The 17520-nt window shown below is 68.4% G+C and carries 11 protein-coding genes; 9 read left to right on the plus strand and 2 right to left on the minus strand.

The genetic code is table 11. The features are described from left to right. Positions 1–44 precede the first annotated feature (44 nt). Positions 45–1211: an alanine--tRNA ligase-related protein gene (locus AB0M70_RS10360; protein ID WP_365818793.1), complete on the minus strand. Its 1167-nt coding sequence runs from the start codon at positions 1209–1211 to the stop codon at positions 45–47. A 545-nt stretch (positions 1212–1756) separates the two neighbouring features. Here AB0M70_RS10360 and AB0M70_RS10365 point away from each other — a divergent pair. Both AB0M70_RS10365 and AB0M70_RS10370 read left to right on the plus strand, forming a co-directional pair. Then, positions 1757–3940 carry an MMPL family transporter gene (locus AB0M70_RS10365; RefSeq protein ID WP_365818435.1) on the plus strand — a complete coding sequence of 728 codons (2184 nt, stop codon included), beginning with the start codon at positions 1757–1759 and terminating at the stop codon, positions 3938–3940. 220 nt (positions 3941–4160) lie between these two features. Next, positions 4161–6458, plus strand: a complete 2298-nt coding sequence (locus AB0M70_RS10370) for a LuxR C-terminal-related transcriptional regulator (protein ID WP_365818437.1) — start codon at positions 4161–4163, stop codon at positions 6456–6458. 7 nt (positions 6459–6465) lie between these two features. Here the strand turns inward: AB0M70_RS10370 and AB0M70_RS10375 are convergent, their stop codons facing one another. Then, a complete protein-coding gene (locus tag AB0M70_RS10375) occupies positions 6466–9258 on the minus strand; it encodes an AAA family ATPase (protein WP_365818439.1) in 2793 nt (930 codons plus the stop codon). A gap of 571 nt (positions 9259–9829) precedes the next feature. Between AB0M70_RS10375 and AB0M70_RS10380 the strand changes: the two genes are divergently transcribed. Genes AB0M70_RS10380 through AB0M70_RS10410 form a run of 7 tightly spaced genes read left to right on the plus strand, consistent with a single transcriptional unit; the run spans position 9830 to position 17511 of the window. Beyond that, complete coding sequence (locus AB0M70_RS10380; RefSeq protein WP_365818441.1) at positions 9830–10918, plus strand: polyprenyl synthetase family protein; 1089 nt, start codon at positions 9830–9832, stop codon at positions 10916–10918. Next, positions 10918–12018 (plus strand): mevalonate kinase, encoded by a 1101-nt coding sequence (gene mvk, locus AB0M70_RS10385; protein ID WP_365818443.1) that lies wholly within the window; start codon positions 10918–10920, stop codon positions 12016–12018. Before AB0M70_RS10380 ends, mvk begins: the two co-directional genes overlap by 1 nt. Beyond that, positions 12008–13063: a diphosphomevalonate decarboxylase gene (gene mvaD, locus AB0M70_RS10390; protein ID WP_365818445.1), complete on the plus strand. Its 1056-nt coding sequence runs from the start codon at positions 12008–12010 to the stop codon at positions 13061–13063. The genes mvk and mvaD overlap by 11 nt, the downstream gene beginning before the upstream one ends. Further along, positions 13060–14187 (plus strand): phosphomevalonate kinase, encoded by a 1128-nt coding sequence (locus AB0M70_RS10395; RefSeq protein ID WP_365818447.1) that lies wholly within the window; start codon positions 13060–13062, stop codon positions 14185–14187. The genes mvaD and AB0M70_RS10395 overlap by 4 nt, the downstream gene beginning before the upstream one ends. After that, on the plus strand, positions 14184–15275 hold the full coding sequence (gene fni, locus AB0M70_RS10400; RefSeq protein ID WP_365818449.1) for a type 2 isopentenyl-diphosphate Delta-isomerase: 1092 nt from the start codon (positions 14184–14186) through the stop codon (positions 15273–15275). Before AB0M70_RS10395 ends, fni begins: the two co-directional genes overlap by 4 nt. Continuing rightward, on the plus strand, positions 15272–16336 hold the full coding sequence (locus AB0M70_RS10405) for a hydroxymethylglutaryl-CoA reductase (RefSeq protein WP_365818451.1): 1065 nt from the start codon (positions 15272–15274) through the stop codon (positions 16334–16336). Before fni ends, AB0M70_RS10405 begins: the two co-directional genes overlap by 4 nt. Next, positions 16336–17511 (plus strand): hydroxymethylglutaryl-CoA synthase, encoded by a 1176-nt coding sequence (locus AB0M70_RS10410; RefSeq protein WP_365818453.1) that lies wholly within the window; start codon positions 16336–16338, stop codon positions 17509–17511. The genes AB0M70_RS10405 and AB0M70_RS10410 overlap by 1 nt, the downstream gene beginning before the upstream one ends. The last annotated feature ends 9 nt before the right edge of the window (positions 17512–17520 follow it).

Here is a 17520-nt window from a genome sequence, read left to right on the forward strand (position 1 = left end):
CCGCTTGGCTCCTCCGACCGGGCCCGTCACCCCTCGCGCAAGGGTCACCCCTCGCGCAAGGCCAGGATCAGGTCGCGCGGCAGACCGTGGGTGTCGTGGAGGTAGTGGAAGTCCTCCTCGCCGAGCGGGCCGCGGAACCGGGGCCTGGCCAGTACCTGCCGCCCCCGCTCCAGGAGCCGCCGGAACCGCTGCTCCTCCTCGACCAGAACGCGGTGCACGTCACTTGGGTCCACGTCCTGACGGAAGTGATCGAGGGTGTGTACCACCAACTCGCGCGGCAGATCGCCCAGTTGACGCGAGTGGTCGTCCCGCCACAGCACGGTCAGTACACGCCGTACGAGTCGGCGCAGCACGTAGCCGCGGCCGGTATTGGCGGGGCGTACTCCGTCGCCGATCACCACCATGGCCGAGCGGAGGTGGTCGCAGACCACCCGCAGCGATGTCTCGTCCAGCTGCCACAGGCCCGGCACGAGCCGGCGCCAGGGATCGAAGAGGTCGCATTCAAACACCGATGTCTTTCCCTGCAGGCGCGAGGCCAGCCGCTCCAGGCCGAGCCCGGTGTCGATGTTGCGCTGGGGGAGCGGCACGAGTGACCCGTCGTCGAGCCGGCGGTGGCGCATCATCACGTGGTTCCACACCTCCACCCAGCGCTCGTCACCCGTCGGCGTGGACTCGGGCGGGGTGTCGCCGGTCCACAGAAAGATCTCCGAGTCCGGACCGCACGGACCGGTGGGCCCGTTGGACCACCAGTTGTCCTCGACGGTGAGCTCCACCGGAACTCCGCGGTCCTGCCACAGGCCGAGGGAGTCGGTGTCGGGCCCGACCTGCTCGTCGCCGCCGAAGACGGTGGCGTGCAGGAACCGCGGGTCGATGCCGAACCCTTCGGTGAGCAGGTCGTATCCCCAGTCAAGGCTCTGCTGCCCTTCGTAGTCGCCGAGCGACCAGGTGCCGAGCATCTCGAACACGGTCAGATGGGTGGGGTCACCGACCTCGTCCAGGTCCGTGGTCCGCAGACAGCGCTGCACGTTGACGAGCCGCCTGCCGAGCGGATGCGGCCGCCCCTCCAGGAACGGGGTGAGGGGATGCATGCCCGAGGTGGTGAACAGCACCGGGTCGCCGGGCGGGGGCATCAGCGTCGAACCGGTGATCCGGCGGTGTCCGCGCTCCTCGTAGTACTCGACGAACGTACGGACGACGTCCTCGGTGGTCATCTTGTTGATGTTCATGGGTGGCTCCTTCGCGTGCACGGCGGGGGAGGCGCCGGACATCCGGTCCGCCACAGGAGCCGGGCGCTTGGGCCACGGAAAAACCACCGGCGGACCGTGTCCGGTCGCCGGTGGAAATGGGGAGGTACGTCAGGCGGCGGCAACCGGCGAGCTGGGCGCTCGCGCGGTCGCGGTGGTGAAAAGGCCGGTGACGTTCATGCGGCCGAGGATAACGCGCACAGATCTTGGGGGCACGCGATTTATTTGCCGGGCGTCGGGCCGCGGGCGGCGGGCGGCGGGCTGTGGTCCGACGGGCGGTGAGCCGGCGGGCGGTGAGCCGACGGTCGGGATCGTCGGGCCAAAGCCCCCGCGCCGCTCTGAACCCGGTCCTCGGCCACCGTTGGGGCCGAGGGGAGTTGCCTGTGAGTACCACGGACGGAGTACCGCGGCCGTGGTAGCCACCTCCGAATAGTGCCTTCGTACGCACGTCGACGCGGCAGGTCCTGATCACGAGGATTGAGTGCAACGCTCAATGACTCGAGGAGAAGACGATGCCAACCGAGACTCCCCGTACGGATGGAGCTCTGGCGGGACTGGCCCGATTCTGTTTCCGGCGCCGCCGGCTGGTCCTCCTGACCTGGATCGTCGGCGTGATCGCCCTCGCGTTCGTCGGTTTCGGGTTCGGCGCAGCATCCGACAACGACTTCACCGGCGGAGACTCCGGGTCCGCCAAGGCGCAGGTCCTGGTCGAGAAGCACTTCCCCGAGCAGCAGGGCGACACGCTGACGCTCGCCATCAAGGCGGAGAAGGGCATCGACGACCCGGCGGCCCGCAAGAAGATCGAGAAGGTTGTCGCCGAACTGTCCGACTACTCCGTCACGGGCCCGGTGACCTCGCCGTACGAGGACAAGGCCCTGGTGACGGAGGATCGGCGCATCGCGCGCACGACAATCCCGCTCACCGACAAGGACGTGGCGAAGACCGACGTCAAGCCCTTGGTGGACACGGTCAAGGACGCCTCGGGCGACGGCGTGGTCCTGGGGCTCGGCGGAGACAAGGCGGAGAAGGCCGAGACGCCCAAGCAGGGGCCGGCCGAGAGCGTCGGGGTCCTGGCGGCAGCGGTGATTCTCTTCATCGCCTTCGGGTCGCTCGTGGCGATGGGCCTGCCGATCGTGACCGCGCTGATGGCGATCCTCGGCGGCATCGCCCTGATCAAACTCGTCGGGCACCTGGTTCCCTCGCCCGACTTCACCGTGCTCGTCGCCGCGTTGATCGGTCTCGGTGTCGGCATCGACTACGCATTGTTCATCGTGACGCGCTACAAGGAGAGCCTGCAGGAAGGTGACGAGCCCGAAGCCGCCACCGTCAAGGCCATCACGACCGCGGGTCACGCGGTGCTGTTCGCCGGAACGACCGTCGTGCTCGCCCTGCTGGGTCTGGTCACCATGGGCCAGCGGCTGATGACCGGTGTGGCCATCGGTGCGTCGGTGACGGTGCTGGTGACGATGATCGCCGCGGTGACCCTGCTGCCGGCATTCCTCGGGTTCACCGGCCACAAGATCAGCTCGTTGCGCCTGCCCCGCCGCACATCCCGCAAGAACCGCGACAGGCCCGCTGGTGTCCCGTCCCGCGAGCGCCGTACGCCCGCCGAGCGCTGGGCCGGCGTGGTCCAGCGAAAGCCGCTGATCGCCGCGGTGCTGGCCGGAACGGGCCTGGTCGTGCTCGCCCTTCCCGCGCTGTCGATGCGGCTGAGTCTGCCCGACGCCAGCGTCCAGCCCCGCGACAGGAGCAGCTACACCTCGTACGAGATCGTCTCCGAGGGCTTCGGCCCTGGCTACGGCGCACCCCTGATCTTCGCCACCGAGATCGACTCCAAGGACGCCGACCTGAGCCCCGTCGTCGAGGCGGTCAGGAAGACAGAGGGCATCGCCTACGCCACGCAGCCCCGGGTCAGCAAGGATGAGCGGGCCGCCACCTTCATGGCCTTCCCCAAGACCGGGTACCAGGACGAGGCGACCACGGATCTGGTGCACGAGCTTCGCGACGACGTGCTGTCCAAGGTGGCCGGTGACCAAGAGGTCTATGTCGGCGGCCCCAACGCCGGTGCGATCGACTTCGCCGACGAGACCGGCTCCCGCCTGCCCTTCATGATCGCCATCGTCATCGTGATGTCCCTGCTGCTGCTGATCGCGCTGGTCAGGTCGGTCACGATTGCGCTGCAGGCCGCCGTGATGAACCTGCTGTCGATCGGTGCTGCCTACGGGGTACTGGTGGCGGTCGTGCAGTGGGGCTGGCTCGGCTCGGCTCTCGGCTTCCCCACCGAGATGCCGATCACGACGTGGGTGCCGATGATGATGTTCCCGGTGCTCTTCGGCCTCTCGATGGACTACGAGGTCTTCCTGATCTCGCGGGTTCGTGAGGAGTACGAGCGAACCGGTGACACCCGGATCGCCGTGACCCGCGGCCTCGCACGTACGGCCAAGGTCATCACGGCCGCGGCCGCCATCATGATCGCCGTCTTCACGACCTCCCTTCTCGGGCCCGATGTCTCGATCAAGCAGATCGGTCTGGGCATGGCCGTGGCGGTGTTCATCGACGCCACCATCATCCGGATGGTCCTCGTGCCCGCGGTGATGGAACTGTGCGGCAAGGCCAACTGGTGGATGCCGGGCTCCCGGAAAACCACACCGACCCCGGCTTCGCCGGCCGGGGTGGAGGAAGAGGCCAGGGTCTGACCCCGGCATCGTGCCGGAGTGCGGGAAACTCTCGGTCTGAGTTTCCCGCACTCTTTTTCGCGTTTTCGCGCCGCGCATTCTGTGCCCCCGTTCCAGGTGGACGGGGGCTTTCGAGTTGCTGCTCGACGGTGACTATTTAAGGTGCCGACCCATTACGTTTGTCATGGTCGACGCCGGTAGCACGTAATGCCGGTAAGCGTGAGGCGGGCACTCTCATGCCATGACAAAAGTTCTATGGAAACAACTGAAAATTCAGGCCATGATTTCGCTATGCTGTCTGGAAAGCTCCGGTGGAATTATCGCAGGGTCAGCAGGGTTGGTAGCCACGGTGAGCGGCAAGTTTTCCGTACGTTCGGTGTTCGGTAGTCGATCAACTTTCGAGTGTGCTCTCCAGTCGCACGAGCATAATCTGAGTGAGGTTATGGCAATGAGACCGACGATAGAGAAGCAGAAGCAAGAAGCCGTGTCCGGAGTCGGAAGTTCCACCAAGTGGTCGGCACAGGGAGTGCTGAACGAAGAGGATAAAAACCAGCTCTTGCGGGACATGCTCAGGGCCGACGTGGACGATGAACTGCTCGACTTCGCGGCCGGGGCCAGCGGAAACCCTCTGTTGCTCGCCGAACTCGCGCTCGGACTCGTGGAAGAGGGGATTATCAAGGAACGCGAGGGGACGGTACGCCTGCTGGGGCGGAAGGTTCCACGGCGTGTACTCGTGTTCGTGAAGAATCGGCTGCGCGATCTGAGCCCGAACTGTCAGCAGTTCCTGAAGGTCGCCGCGGTGCTGGGGAAATCATTCATGCTGGAGGACGTGTCCAGAATGCTGGATCAATCCTCGGCGACCTTGCTGCCGGTGTTGGACGAGGCGATGGCATCGGGCTTCATCATCGCAACAGAGCACCAATTCTCTTTCCCGAGTGACTTCCTTTTGCAGGGCGTCATGGAGTCCATTCCCGTTCCCGCCCGTAGCGCCTTGCAGCGCGAGGCGCTGGGAGAGTCCGGAAGGCGGGCGCAGGCGTACGATCAGAAATTCTGGGTCACCGAGCGTCCGGCCGAGCCTTCCGATCGGTTCAAGGAGGAAACCGATGGAGCGTGCTCACGCGCACACAGCCTGATAATGAACGGGAAGGCGACAGCCGGGATACGGGCCGCGGAGCGTGTTCTCTCCGACCCGAGTGCGTCCGCTTTCGATCGGCTGGACGCGGAGGCGTCCGTAATTCTGGGTCACTGCCTCCTCGGCCGGGAGGAAGCCGAAGAGAATGCCGTGCGGATCTTACGAGAAAGAGGGACCGGGCAAGGCGACGTCGCCGCACTGATGGCCCTGACGAGCCTGTCCAACGCTCGCTGGCGCACCGGGGAACTGGCCGAGGGGCTGAGCCTGGGGCGCACCGCGGTACGGCACAGCGACGGCGTCGACCCCGTCTGGCGCCTGCACTTCCGGCTCGCCCTGGCGGGGAAGCTGGCCAACCTCCGGGAGTTCGACAAGGCCGAGTCCCTGATCAACGACGCGGAAGTCGGCCTGCACGAACTGACCACGCCTGTCTGGACCGCCGCGCCCGCGGCCATGCGCGCCCGCCTGTTTCTGCAGGCCGGGAGGTTCGGAGACGCCCGTCGGCAGGCGGATCTCGCGACTGCCGCGGCAGAGGGGGAGGCCGTTCCCGTCCTCAGGCCCCTCGCGTACTCCGTGCTCAGCACCGTCTCCCTCTACATGGGAGACCTGCCCACCGCCACCGAGTATTTCAAGCGCGTGCAGGGCGAGTTGGCGCGCGATGAAGTGGTCTTTCACTCCGCGCAATATGCCTGGACGGAATTGCGCATCGCCGTGAAGAGGGAAGGCCCGCAGGCGGCCGTCGATCTGCTGGCGGAGAGATACAGCCACCTCCCGACGCAACGAAGTCTGTACATCGAGGATCCAGGCGCCGCTGCCTTCCTGGTCCGCCTGGCGCTCGACGTGGGCGACACCAACCTCCTGCACCGCGTCCTCGAGACAGTGGACGGCCTCGCGGGGGACAACCCCGGTATCTCCGTGATCAGCCTGGGCGCCATGCACGCCTACGCGCTGGCCAACAGTGATCCGGCCGCACTGGCGCGCGTCATCGCGCAGTCGCCGGACCCCATCTCGGTCGCCCTGGCCACGGAGGAACTTGCCAAGCTCTATGCGGCGGCGGCTCCGGGTAAAAGACGTCAGGCCGACTCGATCTACTCGGCGCCGCAGCCCACGTCCTCCGACGACGTGGGCTCACAGCAGAGCGCCATGTGCTGGGCCGGGCTCTCCGACATGGAGCGACGTATCGCCTATCTGGTCAGCGTGGGAATGACGAACCGCCAGATAGCCAATCGCGTGCATCTGTCGGCGCATACGGTCAATTACCACCTCAGGAAGGTCTACAAGAAGTTGGGCATCAACACCCGTGTCGAACTGGCGCGTGGGGCCGCACTCTATTCGAGCAGAGCCGCGATCTATTCCCTGGACGACGAGGGAAACCAAAGTGCCGGACACCTCGGTGGTGAGGCATTCTGACGTCGTATCAGCCGGCCGAACCATGCTGACGCGAGGCGGTCATCTCGGGTGAGCAGGGTTCATTCGCAATGAAGTGCTTGGTCAATTCGACACGGCTGTTGATGTCGAGCTTCGAGAACACGCGCCGCAGATGGCTGTCGACGGTGTGGGGCGACAGGAACAGGATGCTCGCTGCCTCCCTGTTGGTCCGGCCGTCGACGATCGCCCGTACGACGCGTAGCTCCGCACTCGTGAGGCTTTCCCAGCCCGATCTGATGTCCGCGCCCAGGCCGCGCACATTGTGCACCCCCAGGTGGCGCAGCTTCTTCTGTACCCGGGCCGCGTCACGCTGCGCCCCGCAGTCCAGGTAGAGATCCATGGCGGACTCCAGGAGGCGAACCGCTCGCGGCCGGTTCTGCATGCTCTGTTCCACGTGCGCCGCGTCCTCGAGCGCGCTGCCCGCTGCCAGCGGGCGTCCGGCGAGGCGATGGAGTTCCACCGCGCGGTGCAGGGCGGCGGGGTCGCCGCGCAAGACACCCTCGGCGTGTTCGGCGGCACCCGCCGCCGACTGCACGGTCGGGTTGCCCTCGCAGAGGCGACGGGCGAGGTCGGCTGCCCGCTCCGCTTCCGCACCGAGTCCCACCTGCTTGGCCAGGCGTACAAGGGTGGCTGCCGCTGTCGGGGCCTCGGCGAAGAGCAGCGGGTCGGGGGCGTCCTGGCGCTCGGCGTCGACCAGCACCTGGACCGCCGTCGCCGGACGCCCGCCGACCGCATGGAGTTGCGCCAGTGCCCAGTCCAGAGCGGCCTTGTCGGCTGCCCCGGCACCGGTCACCAGACGTTGGGCCGTACGCACATGCTCGCCGGCGGTGGCGAGATCACCACGGTGCATGCTGATGCGGGCCAGGACCAGACGGGCGGGTACGGCGTCCTGCGGTGCGGAAGGGTCGGTCAGGCGCAGCGCGGTGTCGGCTTCGGCACGTGCTTCCTCCAGGCGGCCCGCCGATGCCAGGAGTTGGGCGTGGTGGCCGTACCACAGCGGCTCCGGCCAGGGCGTCCCGCGCTTCTCCGCCTCCTGCTTGATCGCGGCGCAGACGGCGCTTGCCTCCTCGAACCGGTCGGCGGCGACGAAGGCCCTGAGCAGCCACGTCCACAGCGGGCGCCCGCCTGCCTCACCACACTCTCCGCATGCCGCCCGCGCCGGGATCCGTCCGGCGAACCCCTCGGAGTTGTTGCCGCAGGCCGCGTCGCGGCCGCCCGGGCCGTGGAATGACGGCAGGCCGACCGGCTGCCCGCGCCACGGGCCCGGGACGGTGAGAGCGCTCACGCGCTTTGCCGTGCCCGCGATGGCCCCCTTCAACTTGGCGCGGTCCAACTCGCAGACGTCGTGGCGCGCCAGCGTCCGCTGCAGCAACTCGGCCGACATGCCGTGGCGGCCCGCGTCCCGCAGGCCGTGCCCCAGCTCGAGTGCCAGATGCGTCTCGGCCGCCGCCTCGATGCCGGGGCGTACGGCGAGGTCCGCGAGACGCCCTGCTTCGGCGCTCCGCCCCGCAGAGGCCAGCAGACGCACGGCAGGCGCCAGCGCCCGAGGGACTTCGTCGAAGGGATCTCCCAACGCCGACAGGGCGCGAGCCGTCAGATCGTCGCAGTCACATCCGCGATCGGTCGACCCAGCCCGCGGAGAAGCTGCGGATGTGACGACTGAAGGGGCGTCGCCCGTCGGGTCGGCAAGGGCATCCGCCACACTCGTCAGGGACCGGAGCGTCTGCGGAGCGGTGGTCGGCACGGCAGAAGGGGCGAGGGCGGAGACGGCCGTTGGCGCGACCGCGGCGGTTTCCTCATGAAGCGCGGTCTGCTGAAGTGCCTCTTCGATCACTTTCTGGGCGAAGCCCAGATCCGGACCGTCCCTGTGCAACAAGCCCGCCTGCACCAACTCCTCGACCTGCGCGGACACCTCGGCGGCCGGCGAGTCGAGCAAGGCTGCCGCCTTCTCGACCGTGAACGTGCGACCGATCCTTTGGCCGCATGTGAGCAGGCGCCGAGCCGCAGGCGGCAGCGCGTCCAACAGACCACCGACAGCGGTATGGAAACCCTCCGGCAACCGGTCGGCCACGACCGAAGCCGTACCCTTCACGACGACCACCTCCCCCGCCTGGACGAGCGCGTCGAGCAGGCTCTCCACCAGCCAGGGATTGCCTCCGCAGCGAGCCGCCCAACTGAGCACGGTCGCGTCGGGCTTGGCGCCGAGGAAGCTTGTGCACAGCGAGGCCACCGCTTCGTCGTCCAGTGCCCCCAGGCGCAGCCTCACCGCGGCGTGCTCGGCCAGCCAGCCGATGGCGTGGTGGGCGAGCGACCGTGTGGGCATCGGCCGGCGGGCGAAGATCCACAGCACCGGGGATGCGGCGAGCGACTGCACGAGTCCCCGCAACACCAGGGCACTGGCGTCGTCGATGGCGTGGACGTCGTCCAGCACGATCAGGAGCGGATGCCGACGGGACGCGTGCTCGACCAGTTCGCCCATGCGGTCTGTCAGCCAGAAGGGATTCCCGCCAGGGCGGACGAGATCGTCCAGGCCGGCCTCCCCGGGCATCACGTGCCGCAACAGGTTGATCAACAGCTGCGTGGGAGCCGGTCGCTCGGTCCCGTTCACCCGTCCGGAGACCGCGGCCAGGCCACGTTCGGCGCCCTCCAGGACCGCGGCCTTCAGCAGACGGGATTTTCCCGCACCGAAAGGCCCTTCCACGATCACACAGTTGCCGGAGCCGCGTGCGGCGGCATCCAAATGGCCGCTCAATGCAGCCAGTACCTGTTCACGTCCTGCCAACGTATTCACTATTACCCCCCGTGTGGACCCGAAGAATCATCCAACGCATGCCGTGGGCATGGCAATGAATGTTCAACGACAATCAATGAACGGTCAACGGGAAACGGAAGCCGGTCGACGCGCGACCGGAAAACGGACGGACGGCCGGGCAAGGCCACATGGTGTTCAACTGTCCGTCCCGGACAGTTGAACACCGTGGCGTGGATGCGTGGACGAGGTGCACTACTCGCGCGAGTAGTGGGCACGGCGGAGCATCGTGATTACTGTCGTGCCATGCCGATTCGATGTCGTGCAGCGTAGAGACCCTGCGTGCGCTGTTCCCGAAATCGGCATTACCTTCCTGGAGATGCTCGACCACGTTCGTCACGTAGCCCGGCCGTCGTCCGTCGTGTTTTTCACGTTCGCAAGGGTGCTCCGCAGAAATGCGGTGTCGGGGATCGTGCATTCGCAGTCGTGTGTTCGTCTCGGACCGCAGACCCCGCGCTCGGAGTGACGTGATCTCAGGGATCTTTCTGGAGTTCGAGACGCATGTGCGTGTGCGTGACCGTCGCCTTGATCGGGAGATGAGAGCATGACCGTCAGCTATCTGGGGGCAGCCACGGAAACGGCTGCCTTCGATGCCGCGATCGAGCACTTCTTCGCCGAGCGCAGAGCCGAGGCCGACATGCTCGGCCAGGACTTCACGGCCGCGGTCGCCGAGCTGGAGAGGTTCGTCCTGCGTGGGGGGAAGCGCATCCGGCCGGCCTTCGCCTGGCTCGGTTGGATCGGTGCCGGAGGCGACCGGCACGGCCCGCTCGCCGCGTCGGTACTGAACGCCTGCGCGGGACTTGAGCTGCTGCACGCGTCAGCCCTGATCCATGACGACATCATCGACGCCTCCCGCACCCGCCGCGGCCATCCCGCCGCGCACGTGTCCTTCGCGGAGCGGCATCGGTCGCGGGGGCTGGCCGGGAACCCCGAGGCCTTCGGCACGGGCGCCGCCATCCTGGTAGGGGATCTTGCCCAGGTCTGGGCCGACGTGATGATCCGTGAGTCCGGTCTGCCGGCGGACACGCAGGCCCGGGTCGCCCCGGTCTGGTCCGCCGTGCGCGCCGAGGTCCTCTATGGCCAACTGCTCGACCTGACCAACCAGGCGAGCGAGGACGAAGGCATTGATGCGGCCCTGCGCGTGAATCAGTACAAGACTGCCTCGTACACCGTGGAACGCCCGCTGCAGTTCGGTGCCGCGATCGGCTGCGCGGGGCCTCGAATCGTCGCTGCCTACCGGGCGTTCGGAGCCGACATCGGGATCGCGTTCCAGCTGCGCGACGATCTTCTGGGCGTGTTCGGCGACCCGGTGGTGACGGGCAAGCCTTCGGGCGAGGACCTCCGTGAGGGCAAACGAACGGCCCTGCTCGCGATAGCGCTCGACCGCGCTGACGACCGCGATCCGGCTGCGGCGAGACTCATCCGGTCGACGATCGGCACCAACCTTTCCGACGGCGAACTCGACTTGGTGCGCTCGGCTTTCGTCGACGTCGGCGCCGTGGACCACGTCGAGGGGCTGATCGCGCACCGCACCGACCGTGCCCTGGCCGTGCTGGAGGCGAGCGACGTCACCGCATCCGTCAAGGGCCAGCTCGCCGAGATGGCGATCAAGGCGACGCAACGGGAGAGCTGATGGCGTCGACACATACGCGCACGCCCGATCACGCGAGCTCTGCGGGCGATGCAGCCGACGGGCGAGACAGGACGGGCGTCGGGCGCGCCCACGGCAAAGCCATCCTGCTCGGGGAACACGCCGTGGTGTACGGCGCTCCGGCCCTGGCCATTCCCGTTCCGCAGCTCACGGTCACGGCGAAGGCGACGCGCCACTCGTGTCCGGGCGACGGTGCGGACGAGGTGTCCTTCTCGATGAAGGGAGCAGGCTCGGCGGGACCGACCCCGCTCGCCACAGACGGTCTGCGACGCCTGGTGGCGGAGTTCAAGGAGATGACCGATGTCGTCGGCCGCATGTGCGTCGATGTGCTCATCGACTGCACGATCCCGCAAGGACGCGGCCTTGGCTCCAGCGCCGCGTGCGCCCGGGCGGCCGTGCTGGCGTTCGCGGAACTCTTCGATCGCAGGCTCGATGCCCAGGCGGTGTTCGATCTCGTGCAGGCCTCCGAGAAGGTGGCGCACGGCAGGGCGAGCGGCATCGACGCGCTGGCCACCGGTTCCACGGCGCCGCTCCTCTTCCGCGCCGGTACCGCGCGAGAACTCCCCCTTTCCCTGCCGGGCGATGGCCCGGCGCACCCGCAGCGACAGACCGGCCACAGCACCGGTACGAGCCGCCATGTCGCGTTCGACGGGGTGTTCGTCATCGCGGACAGCGGTGTCGGCGCCAGCACCAGGCACGCGGTGGAGCGGCTGCGGCGCAAGTTCGAGCGCGACGCGGAAGCACGGACGGACTTCGTGGACAAGGTGTCGAGTCTGACCGACGCGGCCGCAGACGACCTTGCGCATGGCCGACGCGGCGACTTCGGCGCCCGCATGACCGAGAACCACCGGCTGCTCCGTGGGATCGGGCTCAGCACGGACCTGATCGACGCCCTGGTCGATGCCGCCATCGCGGCCGGCGGTCTGGGCGCCAAGATCAGCGGCGGGGGACTTGGCGGCTGCATGATCGCGCTGGTCGAAGAGCCGCGCCGGGCTCAGGCGGTCGTGCGGCGACTTCGCGAAACGGGTGCCATCCGGGCCTGGGTCGTGCCGACGGGGAGGTTCGCGAGTCATGACGACTGACCACGAGTGGGGCCAGCCGGAGGCCGGGCCCGGGGAACGGTCCCTCGACGGGGTCGCGACCGCCGTCGCCCATCCGAACATCGCGCTGATCAAGTACTGGGGCAAGCGCGACGAGCGCCTCATCATCCCGTGTGTCGACAGCCTGTCGATGACGCTGGACATCTTCCCGACGACCACCACCGTCCGGCTCACCCCGGCGGCGCGGGTCGACGGCGTCCACCTCGACGGCAGACTCGCGCAGGGTGAACCGAGGCAACGTGTCATCGCCTTTCTGGAGCTGATACGGGAGCTGGCCGGGCGGGCCGAACCCGCCTCCGTCGACACACACAACACCGTCCCCACCGGGGCGGGCCTGGCGTCCTCGGCGAGTGGCTTCGCGGCCCTGGCCCTCGCGGGCGCCGCCGCCTACGGTCTCGACCTCGACCGCACGGCGCTGTCACGCCTGGCCCGACGCGGATCTGCTTCGGCGGCCCGGTCGGTGTTCGGCGGCTTCGCCCTGTGTCACGCGGGGCAGGGCGAGGGTGTGGCCGCGGATCTCGGCTCCTACGCCGAGCCCGTCTCCGTCCCCCATTTCGATCCCGTACTGGTGATCGCCCTGGTCAACGCCGGCCCCAAGGCGGTGTCCAGCCGTGCGGCGATGCGGCGCACCGTGGAGACCTCTCCGCTCTACCGGGCGTGGGCGATCTCGAGCAAGGCCGACCTGACCGACATGCGGACGGCGCTGCGCCGCCGCGATCTCGACGCCGTCGGAGAGATCGCCGAGCGCAACGCCCTGGGCATGCATGCGACGATGCTGGCCGCGCGGCCGGCCGTGCGCTACCTGTCACCGGCGACGCTGGCCGTACTCGACGGGGTGCTCCAACTGCGGGCGGACGGCGTGTCGGCCTACGCGACCATGGACGCCGGGCCCAACGTCAAGATCCTCTGCCACCGTGCGGACGCCGCCCGGGTGGCCGAAGCGGTGTGCGGCGCCGCGCCGGGATGTTCGGCGGTCACTGCGGGACGCGGGCCGGGCGCCCGCCTGCTGGTGGGGGACGGACGGTGACGGGCCGGGGGACGATCAGCCGTCATGCTCCCGGCAAGCTGTTCATCGCCGGGGAGTACGCGGTCCTCGAGCCGGGCCGTCCGGCGATCCTGGTGGCCGTCGATCGTCAGGTCAGCGTCACCGTGTCGGAGGGCGAGGGCGCCGACGTCGTGATCGATTCCGACCTCTGCCCCGCCGAGACGCAGCTCGGGCGGGGGACCGGCGGGCTCGCCGGACTCGGCGCGGACGACGAGCGGCAGGCGGCGGACAGCCTGGCCCATGTGGTCTCGGCGATCGACGTGGTCGACGCACTGCTGGCCGAACGCGGCTTGAGTGCGCCCGCGCTGCACCTCTCGATCAGGAGCGGCCTGCACCACGACGGAACCAAGATCGGCCTGGGGTCGAGCGGCGCCGTGACGGTCGCCGCGGTGGACGCCGTGGCCGCGTACTGCGGGATGGAGTTGTCGCCCGACGCGCGCTTTCGGCTGGCCCTCCTGGCGACCGCGCGGCACGCCCCACGCTCTTCCGGCGGCGATCTCGCCGCGAGCGTCTGGGGCGGTTGGATCGCGTACCGGGCGCCCGATCGGGCCGCCGTCCTGGAGATGGCACGGCGCGAAGGCATCGAGGGGAGCCTTCGCGCGCCGTGGCCGGGCTTCGGGCTGTGTCGGCTGCCGCCGCCCCGCGGACTCGCGCTGGAGGTGGGCTGGACCGGGCGGCCGGCGAGCACCGCATCGCTGTCGGGGCGCCTCAGGGCGCTCGACTGGCACGGCAGTTCGTCGCACCGGCACTTCCTCGCGCGCAGCGGCGCATGCGTGGAGGCGTCGATCCGCGCGCTGCGGCAGGGGGACGACGGCGAGTTGTCGCGTCAGGTGCGCGAGGCACGCCGGGTGCTGGCGGAGCTGGACGAGGAGATCGGCCTCGGCATCTTCACCGCCGAGCTGACGGCGCTGTGCGATGCGGCCGAAGCCGTCGGCGGTGCGGCCAAACCGTCGGGCGCCGGGGGCGGCGACTGCGGCATCGCGCTGCTGGACGCCACGGCGCAGACAGAGATTTCGCAACTGCGGGACGGGTGGGCCGCCGCCGGGGTGCTTCCCATGCCGATTCAGGTCCAGCCGACGAATCCGATGACAGGGAGCGCAGAATGATCGCGGATCGCAAGGACGACCATGTCCGGTTCGCAGCCGAGCAGCAACGCGACCTCGGCGGGTACAACCAGTTCGACGACGTGTCCTTCGTCCATCATGCTCTGGCCGGCATCGACCGGCCCGACGTCTCGCTCGCCACGCGGTTCGGCGGCATCGACTGGACGGTTCCGCTCTACATCAACGCGATGACCGGCGGCAGTGTCAAGACCGGTGCCATCAACCGGGATCTGGCGATCGCCGCCCGCGAGACCGGCGTCGCCATCGCGACGGGGTCCATGAGCGCGTGCTTCGCCGACAAGTCCCTGGAAGGCACCTTCAGTGTGATGCGCCGGGAGAATCCGGACGGTTTCATCATGGCGAACGTCAACGCGAACGCCTCGGTGGAGAAGGCGCGAAGAGCCGTGGGTCTGCTGCGGGCCGACGCCCTGCAGATCCATCTCAACTCCATCCAGGAGACGGTGATGCCGGAGGGTGACAGGTCGTTCTCCTTCTGGGGCCCGCAGATCGAGGAGATCGTGGCCGCCGTCGACGTCCCGGTGATCGTCAAGGAAGTCGGCTTCGGGCTGAGCCGCAAGACCGTACTGATGCTGCAGGAGATGGGGGTGCGGGCCGTTGACGTCGCGGGCCGCGGTGGCACCAACTTCGCGCGCATCGAGAACGACCGGCGCGAACGTGCCGATTACTCCTATCTCAACGGCTGGGGGCAGTCAGCTCCCGCCTGCCTGCTGGACGTACACGGTTCGGGCATCCCCGTGCTGTCCTCCGGCGGGGTCCGCAATCCGCTCGACGTGGCGCGCGGTCTGGCGCTCGGCGCGTCCGCTGCCGGAGTGTCCGGCCTGTTCCTCAGGACGGTGCTCGACGGCGGCGTACCGGCGCTCATCTCGCAGATCTCCGCGTGGCTCGATCAGCTCGAGGCTCTGATGACCGTGCTGGGCGCGCGGACGCCCGCCGATCTCACCCGATGCGACGTGCTCGTCCGGGGTGAACTGCGGGCCTTCTGCGCAGACCGGGGCATCGAGACCCGGCGGCTTGCCACTCGCTCCAGTTCCTACGGCACCACTCACGAGACGATGGGAAGCACCCGATGAACGACACGCAGACCACGGCCGGCGTCCCCATGAGATGGGTCGGCCCCCTGAGGATCTCGGGAAACACCGCGACCACCGAGACGGAGGTGCCGCTCGCCACCTACGAGACGCCTCTGTGGCCCTCCGTCCGCCGTGGCGCGAAAATCTCCATGATGGTCGAGCAGGGGATCACCGCAACGCTCGTCGACGACCGGATGACGCGCTCGGTGTACGTCAAGGCGGAGGACGCCCAGACCGCGTACATGGCCGCCCTGGAAATCGACGCGCGGCTCGACGAACTGCGCGACATCGTCCGCAAGTGCAGCAGATTCACCGAACTGATCGGGTTCCGCCACGAGATAGCGGCCAACCTGCTGTTTCTCCGGTTCGAGTTCACCACCGGCGACGCCTCCGGGCACAACATGGCGACCCTCGCCGCCGACGCACTCCTGACGCACATCCTGCAGACCGTGCCGGGCATCACGTACGGGTCGATCTCGGGAAACTACTGCACCGACAAGAAGGCCACCGCGATCAACGGCATCCTCGGCCGCGGCAAGAACGTGGTCACGGAACTGGTCGTCCCGCGCGACATCGTCCATGAGGTGCTGCACACCTCGGCCGCCGCGATAGCCGAGTTGAACGTGCACAAGAACATGATCGGCACCGTGCTCGCCGGCGGGATCCGCTCGGCCAACGCCCACTACGCGAACATGCTGCTCGCCTTCTATCTCGCGACGGGCCAGGACGCGGCCAACATCGTCGAAGGCTCCCAGGGCATGACGGTGGCCGAAGACCGGGACGGCGACCTCTACTTCTCCTGCACCCTGCCGAACCTGATCGTCGGCACCGTCGGCAACGGCAAGGGGCTCGACTTCGTCGAGGAGAACCTGACCCGGCTGGGCTGCCGGACCGCGCGCGAACCGGGTGACAACGCCCGCAGGCTCGCCGTCATCGGGGCCGCGACGGTGCTGTGCGGCGAACTGTCCCTCCTCGCGGCCCAGACGAACCCGGGCGAGTTGATGCGGGCGCACGTCCACCTGGAGCGCAAGCCCGCGACCACGAACGTCGGAGGGCAGTGATGTCCGGGGAAGCCGCCATCGGAATCCACGACCTTTCCTTCGCGACGACGCAGTATGTCCTGACGCACGCGACACTGGCCGCCGAGACCGGCACCGACGTCGCCAAGTACCACGTGGGCATCGGACAGCGGTCGATGAGCGTGCCCGCCGCCGACGAAGACATCGTGACCATGGCGGCTGCCGCCGCCGCGCCCATCATCGCCCGGCACGGCGCCGACCGGATCCGGACGGTGGTCCTCGCGACGGAGACATCCGTCGATCAGGCCAAAGCCGCCGGAATCTACGTCCATTCGCTGCTGGGTCTGCCCTCGGCCACCCGGGTCGTCGAGCTCAAACAAGCTTGCTACGGCGCGACGGCGGCCCTGCAGTTCGCCGTCGGACTGGTGCATCGCGACCGCACGCAACAGGTGCTCGTGATCGCATCCGATGTCTCGCGATATGAACTGGGCAGTCCCGGTGAAGCCACCCAGGGAGCGGCCGCGGTGGCCATGCTGGTCGGCGCGGACCCCGCCCTGGTGCGGATCGAGGACCCCTCGGGTGTCTTCACCGCCGACGTCATGGACTTCTGGCGGCCCAACTACCGCTCCACCGCCCTGGTCGACGGGCAGGAGTCCATCTCCGCGTATCTGCAGGCGGTGGAGGGAGCGTGGAAGGACTACACCGAGCAAGGCGGCCGCGAGCCGGGTGAGTTCAGGGCGTTCTGCTATCACCAGCCGTTCACGAAGATGGCCTACAAGGCGCACAAACACCTGCTGCACCACTGCGGGCACGACGCCGACGAGGGGGAGATCGCCCGTTCCCTCGGGCACACGACGACCTACAACGCCGACGTCGGGAACAGCTACACCGCGTCGACGTACCTCGGTCTTGCCGCGCTGCTCGACGATGCCGACGATCTGACCGGCGAGGCCATCGGGTTCCTCAGCTACGGGTCCGGCAGCGTCGCGGAGTTCTTTGCCGGCACCGTCGTCCCCGGGTACCGCGCGCACCTGCGAACCGAAGCGCATCGTGCGGCGATCGCCCGGCGCCAGGACATCGACTACGCCAGGTATCGCGCCCTTCACGAGCACTCCTTCCCGGCCGACGGCGGAGACCATCCCGTGCCGAGGGAAACCACAGGGCCGTACCGGATGGCAGGGCTCCTGGGCCACAAACGCATCTACGAGCCGCGCTAGCCGCATCAG

The sequence above is a fragment of the Streptomyces sp. NPDC051214 genome, assembly GCF_040682375.1.
GTDB lineage: Bacteria > Actinomycetota > Actinomycetes > Streptomycetales > Streptomycetaceae > Streptomyces.